The sequence below is a fragment of the Snodgrassella sp. ESL0323 genome, from assembly GCF_013346865.1.
GTDB lineage: Bacteria > Pseudomonadota > Gammaproteobacteria > Burkholderiales > Neisseriaceae > Snodgrassella > Snodgrassella alvi.
Genome location: NZ_JAAEDT010000011.1, coordinates 129,637 through 155,097 on the forward strand (window position 1 = coordinate 129,637; position 25,461 = coordinate 155,097).

At 41.4% G+C, this 25,461-nt stretch carries 24 protein-coding genes; 12 read left to right on the forward strand and 12 right to left on the reverse strand.

Features of this window, described 5'->3' with window-relative positions:
• Positions 1-6: 6 nt before the first annotated feature.
• Positions 7-594, reverse strand: a complete 588-nt coding sequence (locus GY065_RS02755) for an SIS domain-containing protein (protein WP_037475951.1) — start codon at positions 592-594, stop codon at positions 7-9.
• Between the two features lie 261 nt (positions 595-855).
• On the opposite strand from GY065_RS02755, the gene rsmI reads away from it, so the two are divergent.
• Together rsmI and GY065_RS02765 are read left to right on the forward strand one after the other, a co-directional pair.
• Positions 856-1,734 carry a 16S rRNA (cytidine(1402)-2'-O)-methyltransferase gene (rsmI, locus tag GY065_RS02760; RefSeq protein WP_174832995.1) on the forward strand — a complete coding sequence of 293 codons (879 nt, stop codon included), beginning with the start codon at positions 856-858 and terminating at the stop codon, positions 1,732-1,734.
• A 150-nt stretch (positions 1,735-1,884) separates the two neighbouring features.
• Entirely contained in the window at positions 1,885-2,802 is a 918-nt protein-coding gene (locus tag GY065_RS02765; RefSeq protein WP_174832996.1) for a peptidoglycan DD-metalloendopeptidase family protein, read from the forward strand.
• 291 nt (positions 2,803-3,093) lie between these two features.
• Here the strand turns inward: GY065_RS02765 and GY065_RS02770 are convergent, their stop codons facing one another.
• Positions 3,094-3,639, reverse strand: a complete 546-nt coding sequence (locus GY065_RS02770; protein WP_174832997.1) for a cysteine hydrolase family protein — start codon at positions 3,637-3,639, stop codon at positions 3,094-3,096.
• Between the two features lie 66 nt (positions 3,640-3,705).
• Here GY065_RS02770 and GY065_RS02775 point away from each other — a divergent pair, with 66 nt between their 5' ends.
• Positions 3,706-4,137 carry an Lrp/AsnC family transcriptional regulator gene (locus tag GY065_RS02775; protein ID WP_174832998.1) on the forward strand — a complete coding sequence of 144 codons (432 nt, stop codon included), beginning with the start codon at positions 3,706-3,708 and terminating at the stop codon, positions 4,135-4,137.
• 18 nt (positions 4,138-4,155) lie between these two features.
• Here GY065_RS02775 and GY065_RS02780 read toward each other — a convergent pair whose 3' ends face one another.
• Positions 4,156-4,731 (reverse strand): hypothetical protein, encoded by a 576-nt coding sequence (locus tag GY065_RS02780; protein ID WP_244621471.1) that lies wholly within the window; start codon positions 4,729-4,731, stop codon positions 4,156-4,158.
• A 201-nt stretch (positions 4,732-4,932) separates the two neighbouring features.
• Positions 4,933-5,568, reverse strand: coding sequence for a flavin prenyltransferase UbiX (locus GY065_RS02785; protein WP_174832999.1), 636 nt, complete (start codon positions 5,566-5,568; stop codon positions 4,933-4,935).
• A gap of 235 nt (positions 5,569-5,803) precedes the next feature.
• On the opposite strand from GY065_RS02785, the gene GY065_RS02790 reads away from it, so the two are divergent.
• Positions 5,804-6,301, forward strand: coding sequence for a hypothetical protein (locus GY065_RS02790; protein ID WP_174833000.1), 498 nt, complete (start codon positions 5,804-5,806; stop codon positions 6,299-6,301).
• A 90-nt stretch (positions 6,302-6,391) separates the two neighbouring features.
• On the opposite strand, the gene GY065_RS02795 is transcribed toward GY065_RS02790, so the two are convergent.
• Positions 6,392-7,555: an extracellular solute-binding protein gene (locus GY065_RS02795; RefSeq protein WP_174833001.1), complete on the reverse strand. Its 1,164-nt coding sequence runs from the start codon at positions 7,553-7,555 to the stop codon at positions 6,392-6,394.
• A gap of 320 nt (positions 7,556-7,875) precedes the next feature.
• Between GY065_RS02795 and alaS the strand changes: the two genes are divergently transcribed.
• Both alaS and GY065_RS02805 read left to right on the forward strand, forming a co-directional pair.
• Positions 7,876-10,503, forward strand: coding sequence for an alanine--tRNA ligase (gene alaS, locus GY065_RS02800; protein ID WP_174833002.1), 2,628 nt, complete (start codon positions 7,876-7,878; stop codon positions 10,501-10,503).
• A gap of 86 nt (positions 10,504-10,589) precedes the next feature.
• Positions 10,590-11,207, forward strand: a complete 618-nt coding sequence (locus GY065_RS02805) for a phospholipid-binding protein MlaC (protein WP_025330218.1) — start codon at positions 10,590-10,592, stop codon at positions 11,205-11,207.
• 54 nt (positions 11,208-11,261) lie between these two features.
• On the opposite strand, the gene GY065_RS02810 is transcribed toward GY065_RS02805, so the two are convergent.
• From GY065_RS02810 to miaA, 6 genes are all read right to left on the reverse strand, one after another.
• Positions 11,262-11,513, reverse strand: a complete 252-nt coding sequence (locus tag GY065_RS02810; protein ID WP_084551839.1) for a GlsB/YeaQ/YmgE family stress response membrane protein — start codon at positions 11,511-11,513, stop codon at positions 11,262-11,264.
• A 302-nt stretch (positions 11,514-11,815) separates the two neighbouring features.
• Positions 11,816-13,237, reverse strand: coding sequence for an SMI1/KNR4 family protein (locus GY065_RS02815; RefSeq protein ID WP_174833003.1), 1,422 nt, complete (start codon positions 13,235-13,237; stop codon positions 11,816-11,818).
• Positions 13,238-13,640: 403 nt separating this feature from the next.
• Positions 13,641-13,847: a hypothetical protein gene (locus GY065_RS02820; protein ID WP_037475976.1), complete on the reverse strand. Its 207-nt coding sequence runs from the start codon at positions 13,845-13,847 to the stop codon at positions 13,641-13,643.
• A gap of 293 nt (positions 13,848-14,140) precedes the next feature.
• Positions 14,141-15,391: a serine hydroxymethyltransferase gene (gene glyA, locus GY065_RS02825; protein WP_025330221.1), complete on the reverse strand. Its 1,251-nt coding sequence runs from the start codon at positions 15,389-15,391 to the stop codon at positions 14,141-14,143.
• A 318-nt stretch (positions 15,392-15,709) separates the two neighbouring features.
• Complete coding sequence (locus GY065_RS02830; protein ID WP_037475978.1) at positions 15,710-17,227, reverse strand: acetyl-CoA hydrolase/transferase family protein; 1,518 nt, start codon at positions 17,225-17,227, stop codon at positions 15,710-15,712.
• 356 nt (positions 17,228-17,583) lie between these two features.
• Positions 17,584-18,528: a tRNA (adenosine(37)-N6)-dimethylallyltransferase MiaA gene (gene miaA, locus GY065_RS02835; protein ID WP_174833004.1), complete on the reverse strand. Its 945-nt coding sequence runs from the start codon at positions 18,526-18,528 to the stop codon at positions 17,584-17,586.
• Positions 18,529-19,220: 692 nt separating this feature from the next.
• Between miaA and GY065_RS02840 the strand changes: the two genes are divergently transcribed.
• From GY065_RS02840 to GY065_RS02860, 5 genes are all read left to right on the forward strand, one after another.
• Positions 19,221-20,111, forward strand: a complete 891-nt coding sequence (locus GY065_RS02840) for an NAD(+) kinase (RefSeq protein ID WP_084548265.1) — start codon at positions 19,221-19,223, stop codon at positions 20,109-20,111.
• A 241-nt stretch (positions 20,112-20,352) separates the two neighbouring features.
• Positions 20,353-22,014: a DNA repair protein RecN gene (gene recN / locus GY065_RS02845; RefSeq protein WP_174833005.1), complete on the forward strand. Its 1,662-nt coding sequence runs from the start codon at positions 20,353-20,355 to the stop codon at positions 22,012-22,014.
• A 323-nt stretch (positions 22,015-22,337) separates the two neighbouring features.
• On the forward strand, positions 22,338-22,577 hold the full coding sequence (locus tag GY065_RS02850) for a sulfurtransferase TusA family protein (RefSeq protein WP_037475987.1): 240 nt from the start codon (positions 22,338-22,340) through the stop codon (positions 22,575-22,577).
• A gap of 142 nt (positions 22,578-22,719) precedes the next feature.
• On the forward strand, positions 22,720-23,760 hold the full coding sequence (gene pyrC, locus GY065_RS02855) for a dihydroorotase (protein WP_174833006.1): 1,041 nt from the start codon (positions 22,720-22,722) through the stop codon (positions 23,758-23,760).
• 2 nt (positions 23,761-23,762) lie between these two features.
• A complete protein-coding gene (locus GY065_RS02860) occupies positions 23,763-24,203 on the forward strand; it encodes a thioesterase family protein (RefSeq protein WP_084586267.1) in 441 nt (146 codons plus the stop codon).
• Between the two features lie 69 nt (positions 24,204-24,272).
• Here the strand turns inward: GY065_RS02860 and GY065_RS02865 are convergent, their stop codons facing one another.
• Positions 24,273-24,494, reverse strand: coding sequence for a YdcH family protein (locus GY065_RS02865; RefSeq protein ID WP_025330229.1), 222 nt, complete (start codon positions 24,492-24,494; stop codon positions 24,273-24,275).
• Between the two features lie 143 nt (positions 24,495-24,637).
• Here GY065_RS02865 and GY065_RS02870 point away from each other — a divergent pair, with 143 nt between their 5' ends.
• Positions 24,638-25,228 (forward strand): LemA family protein, encoded by a 591-nt coding sequence (locus GY065_RS02870; protein WP_025330230.1) that lies wholly within the window; start codon positions 24,638-24,640, stop codon positions 25,226-25,228.
• The last annotated feature ends 233 nt before the right edge of the window (positions 25,229-25,461 follow it).

The following is a 25,461-nucleotide window of genomic DNA, read 5'->3' on the forward strand; positions in this document are numbered from 1 at the left end:
TGCAGGTTATATACCACCTAGCAATAATTGGTCAATCTGTGCACACAAGGCATGAATGGTTACCTGATGTGCCTCAAGTACACGCAAAGGATGGTCTCCGGGAACATTTAGCCAGAGATCATCATCGCGCAGTAATCCGGCAATCTCACCTCCGCTTCCGCCGGTAATCGCCAGTATACGCATATCACGTTCATGTGCAGTTTTAATCGCACTAATCAGATTGATATTCTGACCATCTGCCGATAGTACGCAGAGCATATCATGCTGCTTACCCAGTGCATGAATTTGTTTGGCAAACAGATCGTCGGGTTCACTGTCAGTTAATATACTCAGTACGGAGGGATTATTGCACAGAGATAATGCGGCAAGCGCCATTCGTTCCTGTTGTAATCGGGTCACCATATAGGCAGCCAGCGTATTAGCCAGTGAGGCATATGCCCCGTTACCGGCAATAAGCAGTTTGCCATCACTCATCAAAGCCATCAGGATTCCCTGAGCAACTTCGGCAATTGGTTCAGCCAGTAAATCTGCACACTCGTTCAGAAGTTGAGCGCTATCGGCAAAATGTTGATGGACGGAGATGGATTCTGTCATATAAATTAATTTGTTAATTAAGGCGAATGCAGATAATATGCTTATGCTCAGTATATATTATTTATACTGAGGTATATGCTGGTTTTCAGGCAAAATATGACTTTTGAAAGCAGCTGCATGCCGGTTATCTACCAGTACAATTACTAAGCGTAAACTCTGAAACACCGTAATGACGTGGTATAGTAATAGTTTCAGATTATAACGTTAAGCTTTCAGTTTAAAGCACTATACCTAAAGTTCAATCAGATTACGGATTTATAAATGCAAGCCCATTATCAGAAAGCTGTTGCCAGCATTGTACCGCAAACCCTTTATGTAGTGGCTACTCCGATAGGTAATCTGGCTGATCTGAGTTTTCATGCATTAGCTGTATTGTCCCGGGCAGATTTAATTTGTGCTGAAGATACACGAGTTACACAGCAATTGCTGCGTGCGTATGGTCTTTCTGCGCGATTAATCAGTGTGCGTGAACAGAACGAACAAAGTATGGCCGAGCGTGTTATCACTGCTCTGGCTGCAGAGCAAGTCGTGGCACAGGTTTCTGATGCCGGTACGCCGGCAGTGTGTGATCCCGGGGCACGGCTGGTAACGCGGGTTCGTGCGGCCGGTTATCAGGTAGTTCCGGTAGCCGGCCCGAGTGCGGTGATGACAGCTTTGAGTGTTGCAGGAGTAACCCAGTCAGATTTTTATTTTGCGGGATTTTTACCGGCAAAAAGTGGTGAACGTCATCAAAAGCTACAGTTATGGAAAGAAGTATCTTATCCGGTAGTTATGTTTGAAACCCCTCACAGAATTACAGATACGCTGGCACAAATGGTTTTACTTTATCCGCAACGCATTCTGATGCTGGCGCGAGAAATCAGTAAAACCCATGAAACCTATCTATGCGGCACAGTTTCTGAAATTCAGTCGATTGTGCAGGCAGATGCTAACCAGAAACGTGGCGAGATGGTACTGATACTTCATCCGGCACCAGAAGAAAAAAATACTGAGCTGACTGCCGAAGCTATTAATATTATGCAAATTTTAGTGCAGGAACTGCCGACCAAGCAGGCTGCCGTGCTGGCTGCACAGATTAGTGGTGAAAACCGAAAAGCTTTATATGATTGGGCGATTAATGCTAAAAAGTTATCAGAATAAACACAATCATTAGGACATGTTAAAATAATTTATGCCTGATGCTATTTTACACAATGCTGCTCATTGTTTATGATACTGTCTGAATTGGCTATTGCCGCCGCTGTTGCGCTGGCGCCCCCTGAATATTGCAATGATTTAAGGTAAACCGTTATGTTGAAAAAAAGTGTGAATCGTTCCGGCTGGTGCTTGCTGGTGCTGGCATTAAGTGCCTGTACTCTTTTCAAACAGCCGGCAGCGCCGACAGAAACGGGCAGCAGTGATGTCACTACAGGTACTGCTGCTACCACTGCCGACAATCCATATGGTGCTGCTCCTTATACGCCACCGGCAAATACAGCTCCGGCTTATATACCTGCTGCGGGCACTTCCACTGGTTATGTGGGTAATTACTCTCCGGTTGATATTAATGCAGCAACGCATACGGTACAGCGCGGAGATACGGTATATAACATTTCCAAACGTTATCAGATTACTCAGGATAATCTGCGTTCATGGAATAATATAATAGAGAATGAAATTAAGGTGGGGCAGGTTCTGCGCGTGAAGCCAGCCGGCTACGTGGCACCGGCAGGTAACACAACCACGACAACTACTGTGACTGCTCCTGTACAAACACCAAAAACCACCACAACTACCAGTACAACCACAACTGCAACAACTACATCAACCGGTAAAACAGGAAGTACCGGAGGTGTTCGCAGTGTGAGCGGGGTTGAGTGGCAGCGTCCGACCAGCGGTAATATTCTGCAGGGGTATGGCGGTAGCAGTAAAGGTATTGATTATGGCGGTAATGCCGGACAGCCTATTCTGGCTGCCGCTTCAGGTAAAGTAGTGTATGCCGGTAATGGTTTACGTGGCTATGGTAATTTGATTATCGTACAGCATAATCAGACATATCTGACTGCCTATGGTAACAACCAGAATATTCTGGTAAAAGAAGGTCAGCAAGTCAAACGCGGCCAGCAGATTGCCACTATGGGTAATACTGATGCTAAACGCACTCAGCTGCATTTTGAACTACGTGAAAATGGCCAGCCACAGGATCCCAACCGTTTCCTGCCAATGTGAGTATCAGAGTTAATTAATTCTGTTTACACATAAAATAGCACTTATTCACTGGATAAACAAATTCAGAAAGTAAGTGCTGTTTTTATGCATAAATAAATTAACTTATATATAGATAGAGACAGACTAAACCCGATTGAAAAAATTAATAATGATTGCAGGATAAAATCGTTAAATTTGACAATAAGTTAAATTCAGCATCAGAAATACGTCCCGTTATTCTGCAAGCGGATAAGGTTAACAGGCGTATTTCCTGAATTGTGATTCAAGTAAAATTGTATACTGTTAAAAGTATTAACTGAGGAACTGTTCAGCAGATTGTACAGTAGCAAGATAATTCAATGCGGCTAAAAAACTGTTTTGCACATTTGTTGCACTAATGATGTTGCTATTGAACTCCAGATTCATTGTTGCGCATGCATCTGCAATAACAATTGGCTGATAACCGAATTCAACTGCCTGGCGAGTGGTAGAGTCAACACACATGTGTGTCATCATGCCACAGATAACCAACTGCTCTATATTCTTTTGTTGAAGGTGTTCATGCAGGGTTGTTTGTAAGAAGCTATTGGGATAGCTTTTATGAATTATAAATTCATTCGTGTCTGCAATCGGCAGTAATTGATGATGTAATTCTACACCATGGCTGTCAGGCTGAAAAAAAGTAGCTCCCAGTTTATTATTAATATGCTGGATGTAATACACGGGCAGCTGCTGATTGCGGAAATACTCACGAACCTTCAATATTTTTTCCAGTGCCAGTTGTGGCTGGTACAGTTCCATTTTACCTGATGAAAAATAATCATTTTGTACATCAATTATAATGAGTGCTTGTTTCATTAGTTATATCCTGTTGGTTTTAATAATTTAATTATGCGCCTTATCTGTTTTCAACAGAATAGGCTGATGAAAAAGATATACACGATTTATTTTCAGGATGAAACTATGGATAAAAAAGACAGAGCAATTCTGGATTTATTAAAAAATAATAGTCGTTTGTCGTGGAAAGAGATTGGCGAGAAAGTATTTCTTAGCGGACAGGCAGTGGGGCTAAGGGTACAGAACCTGCTTGAGACCGGCGTGATAGAACGTTTTACACTGACTGAACACTTGATATCGGAACAATTTATTTTTATTTATATGAATAACAGTCGGTTTGCTGAATTGGAGCATTTGGTGAGTACCTTTGCTGAGGTACAGGCTCTGTATAAAATTACGGGTGATGGTTGCTATTATATTCATGCAAATTTTACTGCCGAGCAGCTGGAACCGTTTTTACAGCAGATAACAGTTTATGCACGTTATAAAGTAAGCCATAAATTACGCAGACTGATTTAATCTGATATCTGCGTAAACTTATTGAGTAAGACATGCGGCCATAATAGTATGTTCTTTCAGACATAGATTGTGAGCAAAATATAAACTATTTTCTACCAGCCCCAGATCTTCTTCGCACTGAGTTTCAGTTTCAATAATCAGCATTTGTTCCGGCCGTCCGGCATGCAGGCTCATGCGCATTTGTGCGGGAGTAAACGGCAGATTATGCTTTTGGGCGAAGTTGCGTGCACGGCTGTTTGCTGTTTTCAGCATGGGTATCAGGGTAATATCCAGATGAAAAATTCTTACACCCATTACCAGAATTCGTGCGGCAAACCAGTCTGCCTCATCACTGATAATATCAGGAGTAGGTTGTTCAAAGCCCAGACGCTGTGCAGCAATTAACATTGCTATCAGGCGCAGCTGAGGAATCAGAGCTTCACTAAGCATAAATGCAGTCTGGAATTGTGGCTGTAGCTGACATAGGTCAGAGCGGTGCTGATTGCCGTCAACAATCATGTACCAGCGTTGAAGCTGAGCCACAGGTGATTCTGATTGATGTAACTGATTTAGCGGTAATGCGGACATTTTATTCTCCAGTAGTTGTCGATTCATTTGTAATGCCTTTCTGTATGAGGCGTTTGTAGCAACAAAAAACCGCCTCGGTTTGGCCGGGCGGTTCACTTTTTTATTTTGCTTATTAGATATTATATAAACGCAAAAAAGCACCGCACCGAGGTGTGGTACCAATAATAAGCAAAAGAGAAAGTGGTTGCGTTTTTCATCATTTAACCTTAAACCTTATTGAAACATGTGTCAAGAATTATTTTCTTCACCCCAGCGTGTAATCAACTGATGAGGTATATGCAACTGGTCTAAAATACGTCCTACTATAAAATCCACCATATCCTGAATAGTTTGCGGGTGCTGATAAAAACCGGATACCGGGGGCAGAATGCATACACCCAAACGTGACAGTTTAAGCAGATTTTCCAAATGAATGGCTGATAAAGGCGTTTCCCGCGGTACGATGATCAGCGGACGATTTTCTTTAATCGATACATCAGCTGCCCGTTCAAGTAAATGGTCGGAAGTACCGGCTGCAATGGCGGCAACACAACCCATGCTGGCCGGACAGATAATCATTGCATCAGCAGGATTGGAACCGGAGGCCGGAGGTGCAAACCATTCATCGCGGCCAAATACAGTAAGCATGGATGAGTCTACGCCGTATTCTGCACACAATGCGGCATTACACTGTTTAGCATTTGCAGGTAAATGCCAGTTGATTTCCTGTTGTGCGACTATCTGGGCAGCCTGTGAATACAGTAACCAGACCCTTATATCAGCCTGTAACAGGCAGCCCAGCAGACGTTTGGCATAAGGCATACCTGATGCTCCGGTAAGAGCCAGTGTAACGGTTTTGACAGAATGAGCAGAGGGAAAAATCATAATAAAACTAGTGTATATTCAAATATGCCTGTTATTATAGCTATTTTGTTTTCAATATAACATTTGGCATATGACAGCTATATTCAGATGAAAACCATTATTAGCCAGTTGAAGTTTTATTTTCTGTAATTGTGATTAATTAATCAAGCTCCGCCGGTAATGGCAGGCTGGCAAAAAACTCAAAGTTTCTGAATAACTAAATACAAATATTAATACTGATCATGGAATGATAAGCATGTTGTGGAAAAAAATATTATGGTGGCCCTGTTTTTGTATCAGTATTCTGGCCGGCTGCGCTCAGGTTCCTCCTCCTGTTGCTGAAGAACGTGAATGTGATTCGAGAGCGATGGCAATGGCTTTATTGCAATCTAATCAGCCTTATGGTACCAATAATGTTCGATGTGCGGTAATGTCAAAAAACTTACCTGTAATGAAACCTGAACGTACCGCACCACCTGAAGTCAGCCTGCGTATTGAACGGCCGGTGACAGAAGTGAGTAAATGTCTGCATGAGAAATTTCAGTCACGGTTTAAACTGCCGCAGGAATTTTACAAAATCAGCTCCTATCCTAATGGCACTCAGACACTGGCACTGGTCAATCCTTTCACACAGACAGAAGGTTTACAGATAGATGTAGTTAAAGCAGGTATGTCGCAAAGTATAGTTAATTTATATTCTAATGGTATGACTTTGTCACAAGCGTGGAAAAAATTTCCTGAGCTGTGCCTTTAAATGGCATCAGTTTTTGATTTGCATAAAGTAAAATATATCAAGCCCCTCTCAAAGGAGGGGCTTTTGAAAATATGGGATTTAGTCGGAAATTTATTTTCCTGCTTTAAGATTTTGCCATAATCGCAATTCGTATTTTAGGGTATCCGATTTTGCCGGTAATACCAGATAACTGTTAGCCAGAATCTCATCTGACGGGAAAATACTGTTATCTTCGCGATATTCTTTTTTTATCAGTTCTTTTGCCGGCATGCTTGAAGGTGCGTAACTAACATAATTGGCGTTTCTGGCCGCTGTTTGCGGTTCCAGTATCCAGTTCAGGTAGCGATAGGCATTTTTTAGGTTGGCTGCATCTTTCGGGATGGTCAATGTGTCTATCCAGAGGGAAACTCCCTGAGTCGGAACCAGTACCAAGATATCTTTTTTACCGGTTGCTTCCAGCCGGCGTCGTTTAGCAATGTTTAAATCACCGCCAAAGCCGATAGCTACACAAATGTCGCCACGTGCCAGATCATCAATATAACCAGAAGACGAATAACGTTGTACATTGTTGCGATTCGCTTTGATAATATTAGCAGCGATATCAATATCATCTTTACTCTGGCTGTTCGGATCTTTGCCGGCATAATGTAACGCCAGCGGAATCATTTCTACCGGACTATCCATGTAACTGATGCCACAGTTTTTCAGTTTATCAGTATACTCAGGATTAAAAACCAAATCCCAGCTATTTTCCGGCATTGGTGTAGCACCGAGTGCTGCATTCACTTTTTCAATATTGATTGCAATGGTATTCATACCCCAGTAGTTTGGTACCGCATACTGATTATCCGGATCTACGTCTTTTAATAAATCCAGTAATTTCGGGTTAATGTATTTCCAGTTAGGCAACTGATTTTTGTCTAGTGGCTGGTATGCTCCGGCTTTAATCTGGCGTCCGACAAATGAGTTGGACGGCCCGACAATATCATAGCCGGACTGCCCGGTCAGAATTTTGCTTTCCAGTGTTTCGTCACTGTCATAAAAATTGTAAGTAACTTTAATGCCATATTTTTTTTCAAATTCACCAATAGTTTTCGGGTCAACATAGTCTGACCAGTTAAATATTTTAAGTGTCTTGGTGTCGCTTAAACTACCAGGTTTGCTGGCCGCTACAGCAGAAGCCGGTTGAGGACCGGCATTGTCGTGTGAACCGCTGCATGCAGTCAGAATACATAAAATCAAACCGGATAAACCCAGACAGGCTGTGTTTTTCATGTCCGTCCTTTTCAAAGATGTGCCAAGGCTGGCTGGCATGGTTATGTGTTATTACCACCTTTGTAACTTCAATCTGTTCGTATGGGGGTAACTATACCGCATAAGGCATTAGTGTTGTCGGAATTGTCATTTTGGCATGGATTTTCGTCTGTTCAGGTAGGCTTATGCGTAAAACTGCGGTAAGATAAGCGGATGATTTTAACAAGGGTGATGGTTGAGGTGGACTAACCAGTGTCCTGTTTTTATATCTATGTTCAGGCAGTCTGTGTTTTATACAGACTGCCTGAATACGATTAATCACCCGTCTTATTGAAACTACCATGAAAACAGCAGAATTACGTTCTAAATTTCTTCAATTTTTTGCAAGTAAGGGTCATCAGGTTGTACCTTCATCTTCACTTGTACCTCCGCAGGATGATAAAACCCTGTTGTTTACCAATGCGGGTATGAATCAGTTTAAAGATGTGTTTCTGGGTTTTGACAAGCGCCCGTACAGCCGTGCGACAACAGCACAAAAATGTGTGCGTGCCGGTGGTAAACACAATGATCTGGAAAACGTCGGTTATACCGCGCGCCATCATACATTTTTCGAAATGCTGGGCAATTTCAGCTTTGGCGATTATTTTAAACGTGATGCCCTGCATTTTGCCTGGGAATTTCTCACCAGTAAGGACTGGCTGAACTTGCCACCGGAAAAACTGCTGGCAACTGTATATGCAGATGATGATGAAGCTTATGATATCTGGTTAAATGAAATTGGTCTGCCACCGGAAAAAATTATCCGTATAGGTGACAATAAAGGCGCACGCTATGCTTCTGATAATTTCTGGCAAATGGGCGATACCGGTCCGTGCGGCCCTTGTTCGGAAATTTTTTATGATCATGGCGAACATATCTGGGGCGGGCCTCCGGGCAGTGCTGAAGAAGATGGTGACCGTTTTATAGAAATCTGGAACTGTGTATTCATGCAATATAACCGGGATGAAAACGGTAACATGAATCCGCTTCCTAAGCCGTCAGTTGATACAGGGATGGGACTGGAGAGGGTGTCGGCGGTATTGCAGCATGTACACAGTAATTATGAAATCGATCTGTTTGTCAATTTGCTGCATGCTGTAGCGCGTGTTGTAGGCATTCCGTATAGTCAGGATGTACCGAGTCTGAAAGTCATTGCCGACCATATCCGCTCTTGTGCGTTTTTAATTGCTGATGGTGTATTACCCAGCAATGAGGGGCGTGGCTATGTATTGCGGCGTATTATCCGACGGGCTGTACGCCATGGTTATAAACTGGGTTGTAAACAGGTATTTTTCCATTTGTTGGTAACGGATCTGGTGCAGGAAATGGGCTCTGCCTATCCTGAGCTGGTTGAAAAACAGGCACAAATCAGTGATGTACTGAAACAGGAAGAAAGTCGTTTTGCGCAAACACTGGAAACCGGAATGACTCTGCTGGAAAGTGTCTTGCAGGATGGCGGCCAGACACTGGCTGGTGAGGTAATTTTCAAACTATATGATACTTATGGCTTTCCATATGATTTAACCGCCGATATTGCGCGTGAGCGTAATATCAGTCTGGATGAAGAAGGGTTTGAGCGTGAAATGGCTGCTCAGCGTGCCCGTGCCCGTGCAGCGCAGAATTTTAAAGCCAATACTCAGCTTACCTATGAAGGTGCTGATACAGAGTTTACCGGCTATCAGCAACGCCAGAATGAAAGCAAAGTTCTGGCTTTGTATCAGGATGGTGAAGCTGTTGAGCAGTTAAATGCCGGTGAATCAGGTGTGATAGTGATTGACTTTACACCGTTTTATGCAGAGTCTGGTGGCCAGACTGGCGATACTGGCTATATTTTTGCCGGTGAAAACCGCTTTCAGGTTGAGGATACGCAAAAAATCAAAGCTAAAGTATTTGGTCAGTTTGGCGAAATGCTATCCGGCAGTCTGAAAGTGGGTGATGCTGTTACCGCTCAGGTAGACAGTGTACTGCGCGAAGCCAGTATGCGTAATCACAGTGCTACTCACCTGATGCATCGCGCCTTGCGTGAAGTATTGGGTACACACGTTGAGCAGAAAGGTTCTCTGGTTAATGCTGAGCGCACCCGCTTTGACTTTTCACATCCACAGCCGGTTACTGCAGCACAACTGGCCGAAGTTGAACGTCGGGTAAATCAGGCAATTGTGGCAAATGTTCCTGTATGTGCGCAGAATATGAGCTTTGATGAAGCCATTGCTGCCGGTGCGATGGCGCTGTTCGGGGAAAAATACGGTGACGAGGTACGTGTACTGAGCATGGGCAAATTTTCTACCGAATTATGCGGCGGTACCCATGTTGCACGGACTGGAGATATTGGTCTTTTCAAAATTATTTCTGAAAGTGGTATTGCTGCCGGAGTACGGCGTATTGAAGCTGTGACTGGATTGAATGCTTTACAGTTTGTTCAGCAGCAGGAAGAGTTGCTTAAGGCGGCGGTTGCCGAAGTGAAAGCACAGACTGCTGAAGATTTGCTGCCTAAACTTCAGGCAATACATACTCAAACCAAACAGTTGGAAAAGGCATTAACTGAAGCCAGAAGTGAACTGGCCAGACAGGCAGGTACCGCTTTGCTGGCTCAGGCCAGAACTATTGGTACAGCTCGTCTGGTGCTGGGACAAATTGAGGCAGAAAGCAGTGCTCTGAGAGATATTGCTGCTGATTTAATTGCACAGGGTGATAATATTATCGTTCTGCTGGCAGCAGTAAATGATGGTAAAATTGCCATCATAGCAGGAGTATCAAAAGCATTAACTAAAACAATCAAGGCTGGTGAGCTGGTTAATTATGTTGCCGGTCAGGTTGGTGGTAAGGGTGGCGGTCGTCCCGAACTGGCACAAGCCGGCGGGCAGGATATAGCTGCATTAGAACCGGCGCTCGCCAGTGTAACTGACTGGTTAGCTTCCAAATTAGGATAAGACTTTAGTAAATGAAAAACAGCAAGCGGTTTATGGATGATAAAAAAACATAAGCCGTTTTTTTTGCTTATTCACAGGAGAATACTATGCAGAGGTATGTAAAAGCTTGTTTGGCAGGCTGGATGCTCATGGTTGCAGTATGTTCGTTCGCTGCAACGCAGGAACAGTTGGCACAACAACAGTTACAGCAAAATGTGGATATGGTGTTATCAGTGGCTCGTGACAAAAGCCTGAATGAACAACAGCGTATTAGTCAGATAGAACGTTATGCAGATCAGTATCTGGATTATGAGCGTATTTCAGCTTTGGCTGTAGGTATGCAATGGCGGCAGTTTACTGCACAGCAAAGACAGGATTTCAGTGCGGCCTTTAAAAATATGATTGTGCGCATTTATGCACATTCAGCATTAATGGGTGCCAGTAATGCATCTGTGAAGGTTATACCTAAGGTAGTGAATCAGGGTAATAACCGGCTGGAAACATTTACCGAAATTGTTAGTGCCGGTAATAAGCACTACACCGTGGGTTATCAGATGTATTATGCTAATGGTGTCTTTAAAATTTATAATTTCCGGGTTAACGGTACCAGTCTGGTAACGGTATACCGCAGTCAGTTTGATCAATTGATTCAGAAACAGGGTATTGATGCAACTATTGCTCAGTTACGTGATAAAGGTTTGGGTAAAGTGCAGATCAATAAATAATACATTTATTTGAGCAAAAAAACGGTGATGGATTGAATATCCATCACCGTTTCGTTATATCTGTCTGTTTTTAATTTTGCCGTAAATAAACAGAATAATGCAGGCAAAAATAATCGAAGCTATTAAACCGGCTTTTTCACCCGCATGGTACCAGCCAAATGCCTGACCAACATATCCGGCCAGTAATGAGCCGCCGATACCAAGTAAAGTGGTGACCACTAACCCAAGTTGCTGTTTGCCCGGATAGATTAGTTTGGCAATTAAACCAATGATAAAGCCAACTATAATTGTCCAGAGTAACCCCATGATGTTGTACTCCTGAGAATAAGGAAGCTTTATCTTAATCCTGTGGCTATAATAAAAGTTGAGTTATTAAGTAAAATCAATATTAATTATGATTTTTTAAATAAATATATGTAATCAATATGTTATATTTATTCTATGTCAGAGATGGATAATTAAAACAGCAAACCATTATTGTTCAAATCAATTATTAATTTTACATAACATAATATTTATCGAAGCAGATAATTCACACTGTTATACAGCCCATAATAAAAGATAATAAATTACCGTTATACATATAAATGATTGAATAAAATAAATTATCACTTTTTCCAGAATTGAAACCATTTTCTAATTTTATAATTTTCTGCATCAATGTTGAGGATGGTTTCATTTGTTAAGTTGAAATCAGTCAGGCAATCATTTAATCGGTATGTCAAACTTTGATATTCCTCTTTTTCAGATATTTTCCTGGCGATCTCCTGATAATATTTGAGCAGTCTGTTGTCAACGATACCTTTCAGTGCCGATAATACGTGGTAAATTACATCAACATTTGAATCAGTAAGTCCAGCAATGAAATAATTGATTAGTGTTTGTTTAGTTTTATTGTCCAGAGAAGTTAAAGCAGAAAAAGCGATTAAACGCATACTATTATCTTCATATGTGGTAAACGGTAGAATTATCTGGTAATTATTAATTTTATTATTTTTTAAAATATTAACAAAATATCCAAAAATAGAACTGTCTTTAATAGATGGGACAAAAGCATATAATATTTCTATCCACTCTTCTATTTTTCCTTTACCATATAAGTACAAAAGTTCAATTACAAATTCTGGCTCAATATCAAAATATTCATGTAAATATGTTTTGGTTTGCAAATAGTTAAATTTAACCATAATTTCTAAACAAATTCGTTTCAAATCACCCTCATTCAGATGATACTGATTTTCCAATATGTGGAATGTTTCTGTAGAAATGGTGCGGGATTTCATTAATAACGATTCCAAACATCTACACTTGTATCCTTCACATTCAGACATGAAATATTTTTCAAGTAATTGTTTTTCAGAACCCGATACAGTATAACCAAACCAACCGTTTTCCCATTCTAATAAGTCGCCTGAAATTACTTCGTCCAGCCAACGTTCGTACCAATCAAGAAAGTTATCTTCAAACGTGAATTTAGGAAGTGCACGATCAAATGAAAGATTAACAATTTTACCTTTATGTTCTCCATTCAATACCAGACCAGTTACAAAGGCGCATCCCTGACTTCCGATCAGTAATATTCCTCCATATAAACGGGCTAATTCATTATCATATTCTTCATCATTTAAATCATTATTTTCAATTGTATATGTTTGTTTCTGCCAATCATCTTCCGATATGTACGGATATATAATACAAGCTCTTTGAGGCCCATCAGGACCATTGAAACCATCCACTTCATTAATACTTTTTTGTAACGAATAAATACCATGAAAGGGACCTGGCGCATGCCCGTTAGCTTTTCCACCATTACCTATTTGGGTAATAAAAGTTTTATAACACGCAGGTAATTGAAAGCCATATTTTCGTTCGACAGCAGCAACCAGATCAGTACTGATAGGTTTACTAATTTTGTATTTATGGCCGTTTGCACCAAAAATTTTAAATTTCTTGTCTGCTTTTCTTGCCAAAATCAGTTTTGACTTAATCCGTTTTACTTGTAATTCTAATTCAGATTTAATTGCTTCCATTGAACTAATGGCCTGAGTGATTTAAATATTTATAAAGAGGATATAATAAAGTAATATTGCTCAGTTCGGTGGCTATTTATTCATTTTGGTAAAATCTGAAAAGTCTTATTACTGACCGGATTTTTATATAACTTTTATCTGATAAAGTTTATAAATTTAATTTAAATATCAATATAATGAGTGTTTTTCAGAGTTTTTGAAAGAAAAGTAATAAATAAACAATTTAATAATTATTCTGTTGCATAAATTTTTCTAATTATGGCAGATAGAATATAAAGATAGTAGGTAGTAATTTATTAGTTGAAAACTATAAAATAGATAGAAATCATAATTCAAGCTAGAATAAAAATTAAAAAAAAGCATAACATGAAGTTATGCTTTTTTCGATTCAACTGTCTGATTGTTAGTGATTACCAGCATAGGTATTAATAGTACGGAAAGGAGTGTTTTCTGGTGTTGAGTCAGAAACATGGCTGTTCTGACCATTTTGAGCAGTTGATTCGGTAAAATTCTGAATATCAGTATCATCATGACTGCTGTTAGCCATAGCGAAACCTGCAGTCATAGCTAAAGAAGCAGCCAGTAAAGCGGAAGAAATTAATTTTTTCATTTTTGTTTCCTTTCAAAATGAATTATCAAAATATTTTAAATTTAAACACCAAATTGTTATTTTTGCTTTTGCAATGCGGTTATATTAATACTTTATTAGTATTTTGATAATACCTGATTAGTTAAAGATGAATTTCTTATTGAGAAACTCAATCGCGATGTTTAATGTCAATAAAAAGCAGACTAAAACGTCATTGATTCAATGATGCTAAAGTCTGCTTTGAGTATAAGTACTATTTTAATGTCAATCAATAGAAATGATTGAGAAATATATTAATACTATAATATTGTGGTTTATTTTCCATATACTGGTAAACGATTGCAAATTTTCTGTATTTTTTCTGAGACTTCTGAAATAACTTTTTCATTGTCTGCATTATCCAGTACATCTGCAATCAGATGACCAAGTTCACGCGTATCTGTTTCAGTAAAGCCGCGAGTAGTAATCGCTGCCGTGCCTAAACGGATACCGGAAGTGACAAATGGTTTTTCCGGATCATTAGGGATGGCATTTTTATTAACGGTAATATGTGCTTTGCCCAGCACCGCTTCTGCCGTTTTACCGGTAAGTTTTTTTGGTTGCAGGTCTACCAGAAATACATGGCTTTCAGTACGACCTGAAACAATACGCAAGCCACGTTCAATCAAGGTTTCTGCCAGTACTTTGGCATTGGCTTTAATCTGACGGGCATATTGTTTGAATTCCGGCTGTAAGGCTTCTTTGAAGGCTACTGCTTTGGCTGCAATCACATGCATTAACGGACCACCTTGCAGGCACGGGAAAATAGCTGAATTCAGTGCTTTTGCGTGTTCATCGCTGCGGCACATAATCACACCGCCGCGCGGTCCGCGCAGAGTTTTATGGGTAGTAGTGGTCACAAAATCAGCAAAAGGTACCGGATTCGGATACTCTCCGCCAGCGACCAGACCGGCGTAATGCGCCATGTCTACAAACAGATAAGCACCTACTTTATCTGCAATCTCACGGAAACGTGCCCAGTCTATTTCCAGTGCATAAGCTGAAGCACCAGCCACAATCATTTTCGGCTTATGCTCCAGTGCCAGCTGTTCCACCTGTTTGTAGTCGAGGATTTCATTTTCATCCAGACCATAGGTAATGGCGTTATACAGGCGACCAGAAATATTGACACTGGCTCCGTGAGTCAGATGCCCCCCATGCGCCAGAGACATACCCAGAATAGTGTCGCCCGGTTGTAATACGCTGGCGTAAACAGCCTGATTGGCCTGAGAGCCGGAATGAGGCTGTACATTGACATAACTGGCGCCAAATAATTCTTTCAGGCGGTCGATAGCCAGCTGTTCTACTTCATCGACATATTCGCAGCCACCATAATAACGTTTACCCGGATAGCCTTCGGCATATTTATTGGTTAACTGGCTGCCCTGAGCCTCCATTACGGCGCAGCTTACGTAGTTTTCTGATGCAATTAGTTCTACGTGATCTTGCTGGCGCTGATCTTCACGGGCAATGGCACCGGCCAGTTCCGGATCAAATTTTTCGATGGTTAACGCTTTGGAAAACATGGTGGTTGTTCCTTTTGAGGATGAAGAAATAAAGAATTTGCTGAATGCAGCAGAGAATGAGTGGTGGTTATTTTAACTGATAGTAATGTGTATGTGGCTGAATTTGATAATGAGTGATGATGAAGTATATTCATAAATACACATTCAGACGATGTAGCACTAGATTTCAGTCTGGTAAGGGTAATAACCTGTTTATAGGATTCAGTAAATCAATTGCGGATGCTGAACCGAAAATAAATTATCTGGTCGAGAAGTGATGCAGTCTGATAAAAAACAGCCCTGTTGAAAACAGGGCTGTTTGACATTATCCGGAATCAATTACATTTTCATAGAACCGGTTTTCAGGAATTGTTCATGCCAGCTTAAAGCTTCAGTGAGAATATGAGGTGTATGAATACCTTTTGCCGTTTGCAAAGCACGGTCGTAGTAATCCTGCAACTGATCGCGATAATCCGGATGAGCACATTTTTCAATCATCACTTTTGCTCTCTGCCGCGGAGCCAGACCGCGCAAATCAGCCAGACCCTGCTCAGTAACAATAATCTGTGTATCGTGTTCGGTATGGTCAACATGTGAAACCATCGGCACGATGCAGGAAATCTTGTCATCTTTAGCAGTAGACGGGGTAACAAAGAAATTCAGGAAACTGTTGCGTGCAAAGTCACCTGAACCGCCGATACCATTCATCATACTGGTACCCATTACATGGGTAGAATTGATGTTGCCGTAAATATCGGCTTCAATCATTGAATTCATTCCAATGATACCCAGACGGCGCACCAGTTCCGGGTGATTGGAGATTTCCTGCGGGCGCAGAATAATGCGTTCACGGTAAAAATCAATATTGTCTGCAAAATCCTGGAATGCCTTAGCAGACAGGGAAATAGCGGTAGCAGATGCAGTAGCCATTTTACCGGCACGTATCAGATCCAGCATACCGTCCTGCAATACTTCGGTATATCCATACAGATTTTCAAACGGACCGGTTAACAGACCTGCCAGTACGGCATTTGCCACGTTACCAACGCCAGACTGAATTGGCAGCATTTCTTTAGGCAGACGCCCCATTTTGATTTCGTGAGACAGGAAATCAACAATATAAGCGGCAATCTGTTTGGATTTGTCATCAGGTTCGCTGAAAACATTGTCGCGATCCGGAGCATTGGATTCAACAATAGCGACTATTTTGTTTAAATCAACTTTCAGGTATTTTTCACCGATGCGATCATCGGCGCGAGTCATGTTAATTGGTTTGCGGTGGGGCGGAATAGCATTATCCATAGGAATATCATGCATGCCTTCCATTTGTATCGGCAAACCGGTATTGATTTCCAGAATAACCTTGTCCGCCATATCCAGCCATGTCTGATTATTACCGATTGCGGTAGACGGAATCAGATGTCCGTCTTCAGTAATGCCCAGTACTTCGATAATGGCTACATGCATGTGACCCAGAAAACCAAACCATGCCTGCTGGGCAACATGCGATAAATGCATGTCAATAAAATTGACATCGCCATTGTTGATTTCCTGACGCATATGGCGATCAGTATTAAATGGTAAACGCTGATTTATTGCATGTGCCTCAGCTAGTGCGCCATCACATTCCGGCGCAGTGGAAGCACCAGTCCATACATTAATTTTATATGGCCGACCGGCAGCATGTTCAGCACGGGCAAAGTCAGCAATAGCTTTCGGCAAAACTTTAGGATAGCTGGCGCCGGTAAATCCGCTCATGCCGACATTGGCATTATTATCTATCAGGGTAGCAGCTTGCTCAGCAGACATAAGGCGGGAATGAAGTGAGGTATAACGAATGCGATCCTGTACGGACATCGTGTTTTCTCCTTATTAAATCAAAAATGCCTGACCCTTGCCTGGTCAGAGTGAGGCGTAGAAGATAAGTGTTTGTCTTTGCCGTATATTCAATTCAGTACGAATGCTATGACATAATGACTCTAACAACGGACTGCATTTTACTGTAAATAATTTTGTTTTGCTGTTCTGTCTTTGTATTGAAAAAGTGCAGAACAGTAGATACAGATAAATAATTACAAATTAATAATTAAGAATTTGAATTAATACATTAAGTTGCAAAATAAACAGACTATCAGATTAGACAATGTTTACACAATATTTTAATAGTATTGCCTAAGGTTTCGTTGCCGGAGAATTTTCTAAATTAAATCAGTTTAAGCAAAAAACTGCTGTATTAATTGCTGCGCATGTTCTTGCAGCCCTGCAGGATTAAACGGATCGCATACATGTTCGGGATTCAGTTTACGCAACCATGTAAGCTGACGTTTTGCCAGTTGCCGGGTGGCAGTAATCCCGCGTTCAACAAATGTACTGTAGTTAGTTGTGCCATTAAGATAATCAAAAGCCTGCCGATAGCCTACACAGCGAATTGAAGGCAAATCAGGATGCAATTCCGGGTATTGCAGCCGAAGTGCTTCCACTTCTTCCACAAAACCCTGTGCCAGCATCGAATGAAAGCGGGTGGCAATCTGTGTATGCAGACGGGCACGGTCGGCTGGTAAAAGTGCCAGTGTACATACATTTAAAGGGCTCTGCCGGTTTTCCTGTTTAGCCAGATGGCTGCTCATGGGAACACCAGTGATGTGATAGATTTCCAGTGCCCGTTCAATACGCTGGCTATCACCGGCAGGCAAGCGGGCAGCAGTAATGGGATCCACCCGCTGTAATTGTGCATACAGAAAGTCTGTACCGTGCTGTTGTTTAAGTTTATCCAGTTCGGCACGGATTTGCGGATTGGCCTCCGGCAGGCTGTTCAGTCCTTGTGTCAGGGCATGGTAATACATCATGGTACCGCCCACGAGCAAAGGCAGGTGACCGCGTCTATGAATTTCCTCGACTAAATCCACACAATCACTGACAAACTGGGCAGCACTGTAGCTTTCAAGCGGTGAAATAATATCAATCAGATGATGGGGCACTGCTTCTAACTCTTCTGCACTGGGTTTAGCCGTACCGATATTCATATCACGATAAATCAGGGCGGAATCCAGACTGATAATTTCAATCGGAAACTGCTCAGCCAGACTCAGAGCCAGACTGGTCTTGCCTGACGCTGTAGGACCAAGTAGAGCAAAAACTTTTGGCAGAGATGCAGACATAGTGGCTACCGTAGTTTAAACAGTTATTGTAGCGATTTACGCTCAATTGAGCGATAGATAGTTAGATAAGAGTATAAATCGGGATAAGCAGCATAATGTTATGTAATCTGTTAAAGCAGTTAAAGAAAATCAAAGCATAAATATGAAGATTATTTTTTGAACATTAGATATTTTAAAAATTTCTTTTTTGCAGAGATATTTGAAGCAATAAAGTAACAAAAAAATTAGCGAGTAATTTCAATTGCTGATTAGCTGAATTGAGTAGGAAACAGCTATTGTGCGTAAGCAATGATAATTTACTTGCATAATACGGGTGTATTTCTAATCATATGTCAGCTAAACGACTTTAAAATTGATCTGTGCCGGCAAATTATGTGCAAGACGTATTCTGCTAGTAATTAATATTTTGTTTTAAGTTTAGATTAAATTTTATGATTCGGAATAATCAGATACCTCAGTAGCAGACATTTCAGCCAGCTAAAAGAATAAGTGCTGCGGATATCTGCAACTATGAAAGTAATATCTTATATCTATACCTTTTCAAATTCACTATCAGTTCATTTGCATAATATTTGCATTCGGCATGAAAATGCACATAATATAAGTTTATTGTTACACTAACCTTTATAATAGCCAAATAAAGTTATGGTAGTTATTTAGAGAGAGTAACTTAGTCAGGAATAAATGTTTACATGAATAGCCAGTTTAACCATATCGGAATTGTGACACGGCCGCAAACACCAATGATGAGTGAAGTACTGGACGAACTCATTACTTTTTTATGTGAAGAAGAAATTTCGGTGTATCTGGATAGTGAAGCGCAAGCGGATAACCAGATTAATCCGATATTGCTGCAACGCTGTAATATTATTAATAAATGTGAAATGGGGCGGCGCTGTGATCTCGTTATGGTACTGGGTGGTGACGGTACTTTATTGTCTGTTGCCCGTAAACTGGCACCTTACCGGGTACCATTGATTGGTATTCATCAGGGACATCTTGGTTTTCTGACACAAGTACCGCGTGCTCAGATGGTAACTGAATTAACCGGCATGCTGACTGGCAAATATCTGCCCGAAGAACGTATTTTGCTGGAAGCGACAGTAGTACGTGCAGGCGAAGAAGTTTATCATTCACTGGCACTAAACGACGTTGTACTCAGCCGTGGTGCACTGGGGCAGATGATTGAATTTGAGGTATTCATCAATAAAGAGTTTGTTTATACCCAGCGTTCAGACGGTTTGATTGTGTCTACACCTACTGGTTCGACGGCATATGCTTTGGCTGCCGGTGGTCCTATTTTACAGCCAACTCTGCGTGCATTCAGTTTGGTGCCTATATGCCCGCAATCCATGTCCAACCGGCCGATTGCTGTCAGTGATACCAGTGAAATAGAAGTGCTGATTACCAAAGGCAGCGATGCCCGGGCTCATTTTGACGGACAGGCGTTTTTTGATTTACATACTATGGATAAAATCCGTATTTGCCGCTATCGCAATTCTCTGAGGATTTTACATCCGGTTAATTATCAATATTACAAAACTCTGCGTCAGAAACTGCATTGGGGTGACCAGCTGGTATAGCTATGTGCTGTAAAACAAACTTAATCCGTTAATCAGATTTTAAATAATTTTTGTAGCCTGACATAATCTCTGAAAAAATAATGTTTATGTTGCTATTGGTGGAAAAAACACAATAAAAATTAATAAAACCGAAATTTATTATCAATTATTTTAGATTTTTCTAAAAAATGGTTTCTTATTTTCCTAAAAAATACTAAAATCCGGCATAAATCATTAATACTTTCTCTAAGAAAGGTTGTTTATGCTTCTGGCGCTGTCTTTGCGTGACTTTGTCATTGTTGATGAGCTGAATCTGAGTTTTCAAAGCGGCTTTACCGTTCTGACAGGTGAAACCGGGGCGGGTAAATCAATCACGCTAGATGCATTAGGTCTGTTGTTAGGTGATAAAGCTGATTATGGTCAGATAAGACATGGTGCCAAAGAAGCCCAGTTATCAGCACTGTTTGATGTCAGTGATGTAACACATGCCCGTACCTTACTACAGGAACAGGGATTACTGGATGAAAACGAAACGCAATTAAGTATCCGACGTATAATTGATGTAAAGGGAAAAAGTCGTAGTTTCATTAATAATCAGGCGGTTACTTTGAGTCAGTTGCGGCAGATAGGTGAATTATTAATTGATATACATGGTCAGAATGCTCACCACTCTTTAAACAGTGAATCCGCGCAACGTATATTACTGGATGCATTTGCGGGTGCTGATAGAGAAGTTGCTCAAGTACGTGAAGCCTATCAGCGTTGGCATGAAGCCAAAAAAGAGCTGGAAAAAGCGCAAACACAGGCTGATAGTCTGAATATTGAGCGTGAGCGCTTGCAATGGCGCTTTGATGAGCTAAATGCCCTGAATCTTCAAGAGCATGAGTGGGAAAATCTCAGTCAGAGTCATGATTCATTAGTACATGCGGCGGAAATACTGCAAACAGCGGAAAATGTAGAAGAAGTTCTCAATGGTGATGAGGGTTTACAAAGCCGTTTGTATCACTGCCGGCAACAACTGGCTGCACTGATTAAAGCAGCTCCTGCTTTTGCAGACAGTGTGGCATTACTGGAATCAGTAGAAGCAGAATTGAGTGAAGTCAGTGCGTATTTGCGTGAAGCTACTGCCAGTGTAGAGACTGATGAAAATTTATTAGCACAGCAGGGACAGCGCATGCAGGAGTTAATGAGTGTTGCGCGTAAATACCGGATCGAGCCACCACAATTGCCTGAAGAGCTTGCAAAAGTTGAATCAGCTCTTAATGAACTGGAGGCGGCTGCGGATATTGAAGCGTTACAGGCGCGGGTAGCAGAACGCGAAAATGAATATATGCATGCAGCACAGCAATTATCAGTGAAACGCCATCAGGCAGCGAAAAAGCTGGCGAAACAAACCACAGCTCACATGCAAAATTTATCAATGCAAGGTGCACGTTTTCATATTGAATTGTTAAGTGCCTCACCATCTGTGCATGGTCTGGAGCAGGTACAGTATCAGGTAGCTGCCAATCAGGGCACGCCTTTAAGAGCAATGAGCAAAGTCGCCTCCGGTGGTGAGTTGGCACGTATCAGTCTGGCTCTGCAAATGGTTACCAGTCAGTATAATGCGGTACCTACATTGATTTTCGATGAGGTGGATACCGGTATTGGCGGGGCTGTAGCTGATGTTGTTGGTCACGCACTGCGTAGTCTGGGGCAGAATCGTCAGGTGCTTGCTGTTACTCATCTGCCGCAGGTCGCAGCTTGTGGTCAGCAGCACTGGCAGGTGCGAAAGCATAACAGCAAAGGGCAGACTGTAAGTGAAATAAACGTACTGAATGCGACAGATCGGGTGAATGAGATTGCACGAATGCTCGGCGGCGAAACCATTACCGATACCACACGTAGTCATGCCAGGGAAATGCTGGAGCTGGCGCAAAGTTAATTCTGCTATTATGAATTTATCTGCAAGCTCTCTGATTTTTCAATGTATATATGTCTTTACTGCAAAAGCCGGAAATGATATTTATTTAAGTAAATAATTATAAAATAACGTTTATCTACTTATGTTTTATGCATGCTGTTCTTGATTACAACGGTTTTAATAACAAAACATATTCTGATAATTTTCCTGTCAGCGTGCATTTTTTAATACATGACTGATATAGATTGGAACGGGCTGCTTTAGCCTGAGCAAGGCGTATAGATTCAGTCTGTTTCATGCGCGATGTATAATGATAACTTTCAATATTCTATGATGAGTTGCTGATGAGTGAACCACACAGTGATAGAACACTAGATGTTATCGATTTAAATTGCCCGATGCCGATTTTACGTGCAAAAAAAGCGCTGGCAGCAATGGATAGCGGAGAAGTATTGCTAGTACTGGCAACAGATAAAACTGCTCCTGATGATTTTGCAGCTTTCTGCCGGCAGACAGGTCATGAATTATTGCATCAGCAAATCAGAAATGATGATGTAATAATGATGTGGGTAAAACACCGCTAAGTTTTTCAGACAGTAATTTATTACAATTAATTACAATATTTTGTTAACTTTATTCAGGTTCAGGTTGTAGAAGCTGCGACAGAATAGTACATTAACCTATTATTTTTTAGCTGTGTAACACACGCTGATAGAACGGATACAGATGCAGACTCTCACTATAACCCGTCCGGATGACTGGCATCTTCATGTGCGTGATGGTGCAGCATTAAAAGCAGTAGTACCTTTCAGTGCACGGCAGATGGGGCGAGCCCTGATTATGCCAAACCTGAAACCACCGGTAACCTCAGTTGCAGCAGCACTGGCTTATCGTGAACGTATACTTGCTGCAGTACCTGCGGGCAGTCATTTTCAGCCATTGATGACTTTATATCTGACTGACCAGACTACACCGGCACTGATACGCGAGGCCAAAGAGGCAGGTATTATTGCGTGTAAGCTTTATCCTGCCGGTGCCACAACTAACTCTGCGGCTGGTGTCAGTGATTTGTGGGCTTTATTGCCGGTATTGGAAACTATGGCTGAAACAGGCATGCCATTACTGGTGCATGGTGAAGTAACCAAAAGTGAAATTGATATTTTTGACCGTGAGGCAGTATTTATTGATGAACTTTTACAGCCGCTATTACAACGTCTGCCTGAACTGAAATTAGTATTTGAGCATATTACCACTGCACAAGCTGCTCAGCTGGTGATCCAGGCTGGTGAAAATGTGGCTGCTACGGTAACACCCCAGCACTTGCTCTACAATCGCAATGCTTTACTGGTTGGGGGAATCCAGCCTCATCACTACTGTTTGCCGGTACTAAAGCGCGAAACCCATCGTCAGGCACTGTTACAGGCTGTAAGCGGTACACAGTCACATAAATTTTTTCTCGGTACCGATAGTGCGCCGCATGCTCAGCACAGTAAAGAATGTGCTTGCGGATGTGCGGGTATATTCAGTGCCTTTGCTGCTATTGAGTTGTATACAGAAGCTTTTGAGCATGCGGGAGCACTGGATAAATTACAGGCTTTTGCAGCAGAAAACGGTCCGCGGTTTTATGGTCTGGAAATCAATAAGGAAACCATTACACTGGAAAAAATAAATCGCACAGTGCCACCATACTATCCGTATGGTAATCATGAACGACTGATTCCGTTGCGTGCTAATCAGACCATTAGCTGGAGTGTGGTAAATAACTAAATATGCAAGATTCAACTCAAATTACAGACCGGCTATCAGTACAAACACATCAAACTGAAATTCGTGTGCGCGGCTTTCACATAGATGTGTACCGCCATGTTAATAATGCACGCTATCTGGAATTTCTGGAAGAGGCACGCTGGCATTATTTTGACGAAGCCGGCTTAACGCCTATGTTTACCGAAGCCGGTTGTGGAATGGCTGTGATAAATATCAATATCAGTTACCGGCGAAGTGCCGGTTTCGGGGATGATTTGCTGATATCTACTGCTTTGAGCAAAATACAACCGCGCAAAGTAGAAGTTAATCAAACGATTACTCTTAAAAATACAGGACAGACAGTTGTGCAGGCTGTGGTGACATTTATGGCTTTTGATCAGCAAAGCAATAAAGCGATTTCTTTTCCTGTTGCGATACAAGAACGCTTTAATGCTATCAGGTAACAATATAAGTTAAGTCAGTAAAAAACCCTGCACTTGGCAGGGTTTTTTACTGACTTAACTCAACCACTATCAGGCTTTACCGTCAGCTTCCCGCAGCATGGCGTAAATTTCATCTTTCAGACGCAATTTTTCCCGTTTCAGTTCGTCCAGATTATCCAGACCACTGGTTACCGGGTTATTAGTTAGACCGGTAATTTTATCGTCCAGTCGGTTGTGTTCTTCGAATATATTGGCAAAATGAGTATTTTCCGCCTTTAATTTGGTAATCAGGTCGCGATATTCAGGAAACATATAATATCCTTTACAGTTGGTTAAAATGATTTTTATTATTTTGCATTAATTATAGCTTAAGGTATATAAGATTGCGCTAGTTATGACGTAAAAAGTAACTAGAGCATGCTAAACTGGCACAATAATACATATGGGAGTTTATAATGTATAAACGGTTAATGGGTTGGATAGGCGCATTTATTCTGGCTTTAAGCCTTAGCGGGTGTGGCTATAATACAATGCAGTCACAGGATGAGGCTGCAAATGCTGCCTGGTCGGAAGTGCTGAATCAGTATCAGCGTCGTGCTGATCTGGTACCCAATCTTGTAAATACAGTTAAAGGCTATGCCAAACATGAACAACAAGTTTTAACCGACGTTACTAATGCCCGTTCACGTGTAGGCAGTCTGAATATGACCAGCAGTGATGCTGATAATCCGGCAAAAATGGAACAGTTTTCACAGGCACAGGGAAATCTGAGTAGTGCTCTGAGCCGTTTGCTGGTAGTAACAGAAAATTATCCCGATCTGAAAGCCGATCAGAGTTTCCGAGATTTACAAGCGCAGCTTGAAGGCACAGAAAATCGTATTGCTCTGGCACGCAACCGCTATATTCAGACAGTACAGGTTTACAATACTACTTTGCGTTCTTTCCCGAACAATATCACAGCCAAAATTTTCGGCATGCATGTTCGCCCGAATTTTGTACCGGAAAATGAAGCAGCGGTAAAACAGGCGCCGCAGGTAGAATTTTAATTCGTTTTCTGTTGTTATTTTATGTGATTAATTAAACAGCCAGTTTGTCAGAACTGGCTGTTTGCATATCAGTGTAGTAAGCAGCTGCTACTATTGTGCAAATTGTTTGTTTGCAGAATATGACAAGATGGAAAATAAAAGTTTATATGGTTGCGACTATTTTCCGAACAGACAGGGTTAACTGTTAAACATAACAGCAGTCCGATAAAAACTTGCAATGATAACTGTGGAAA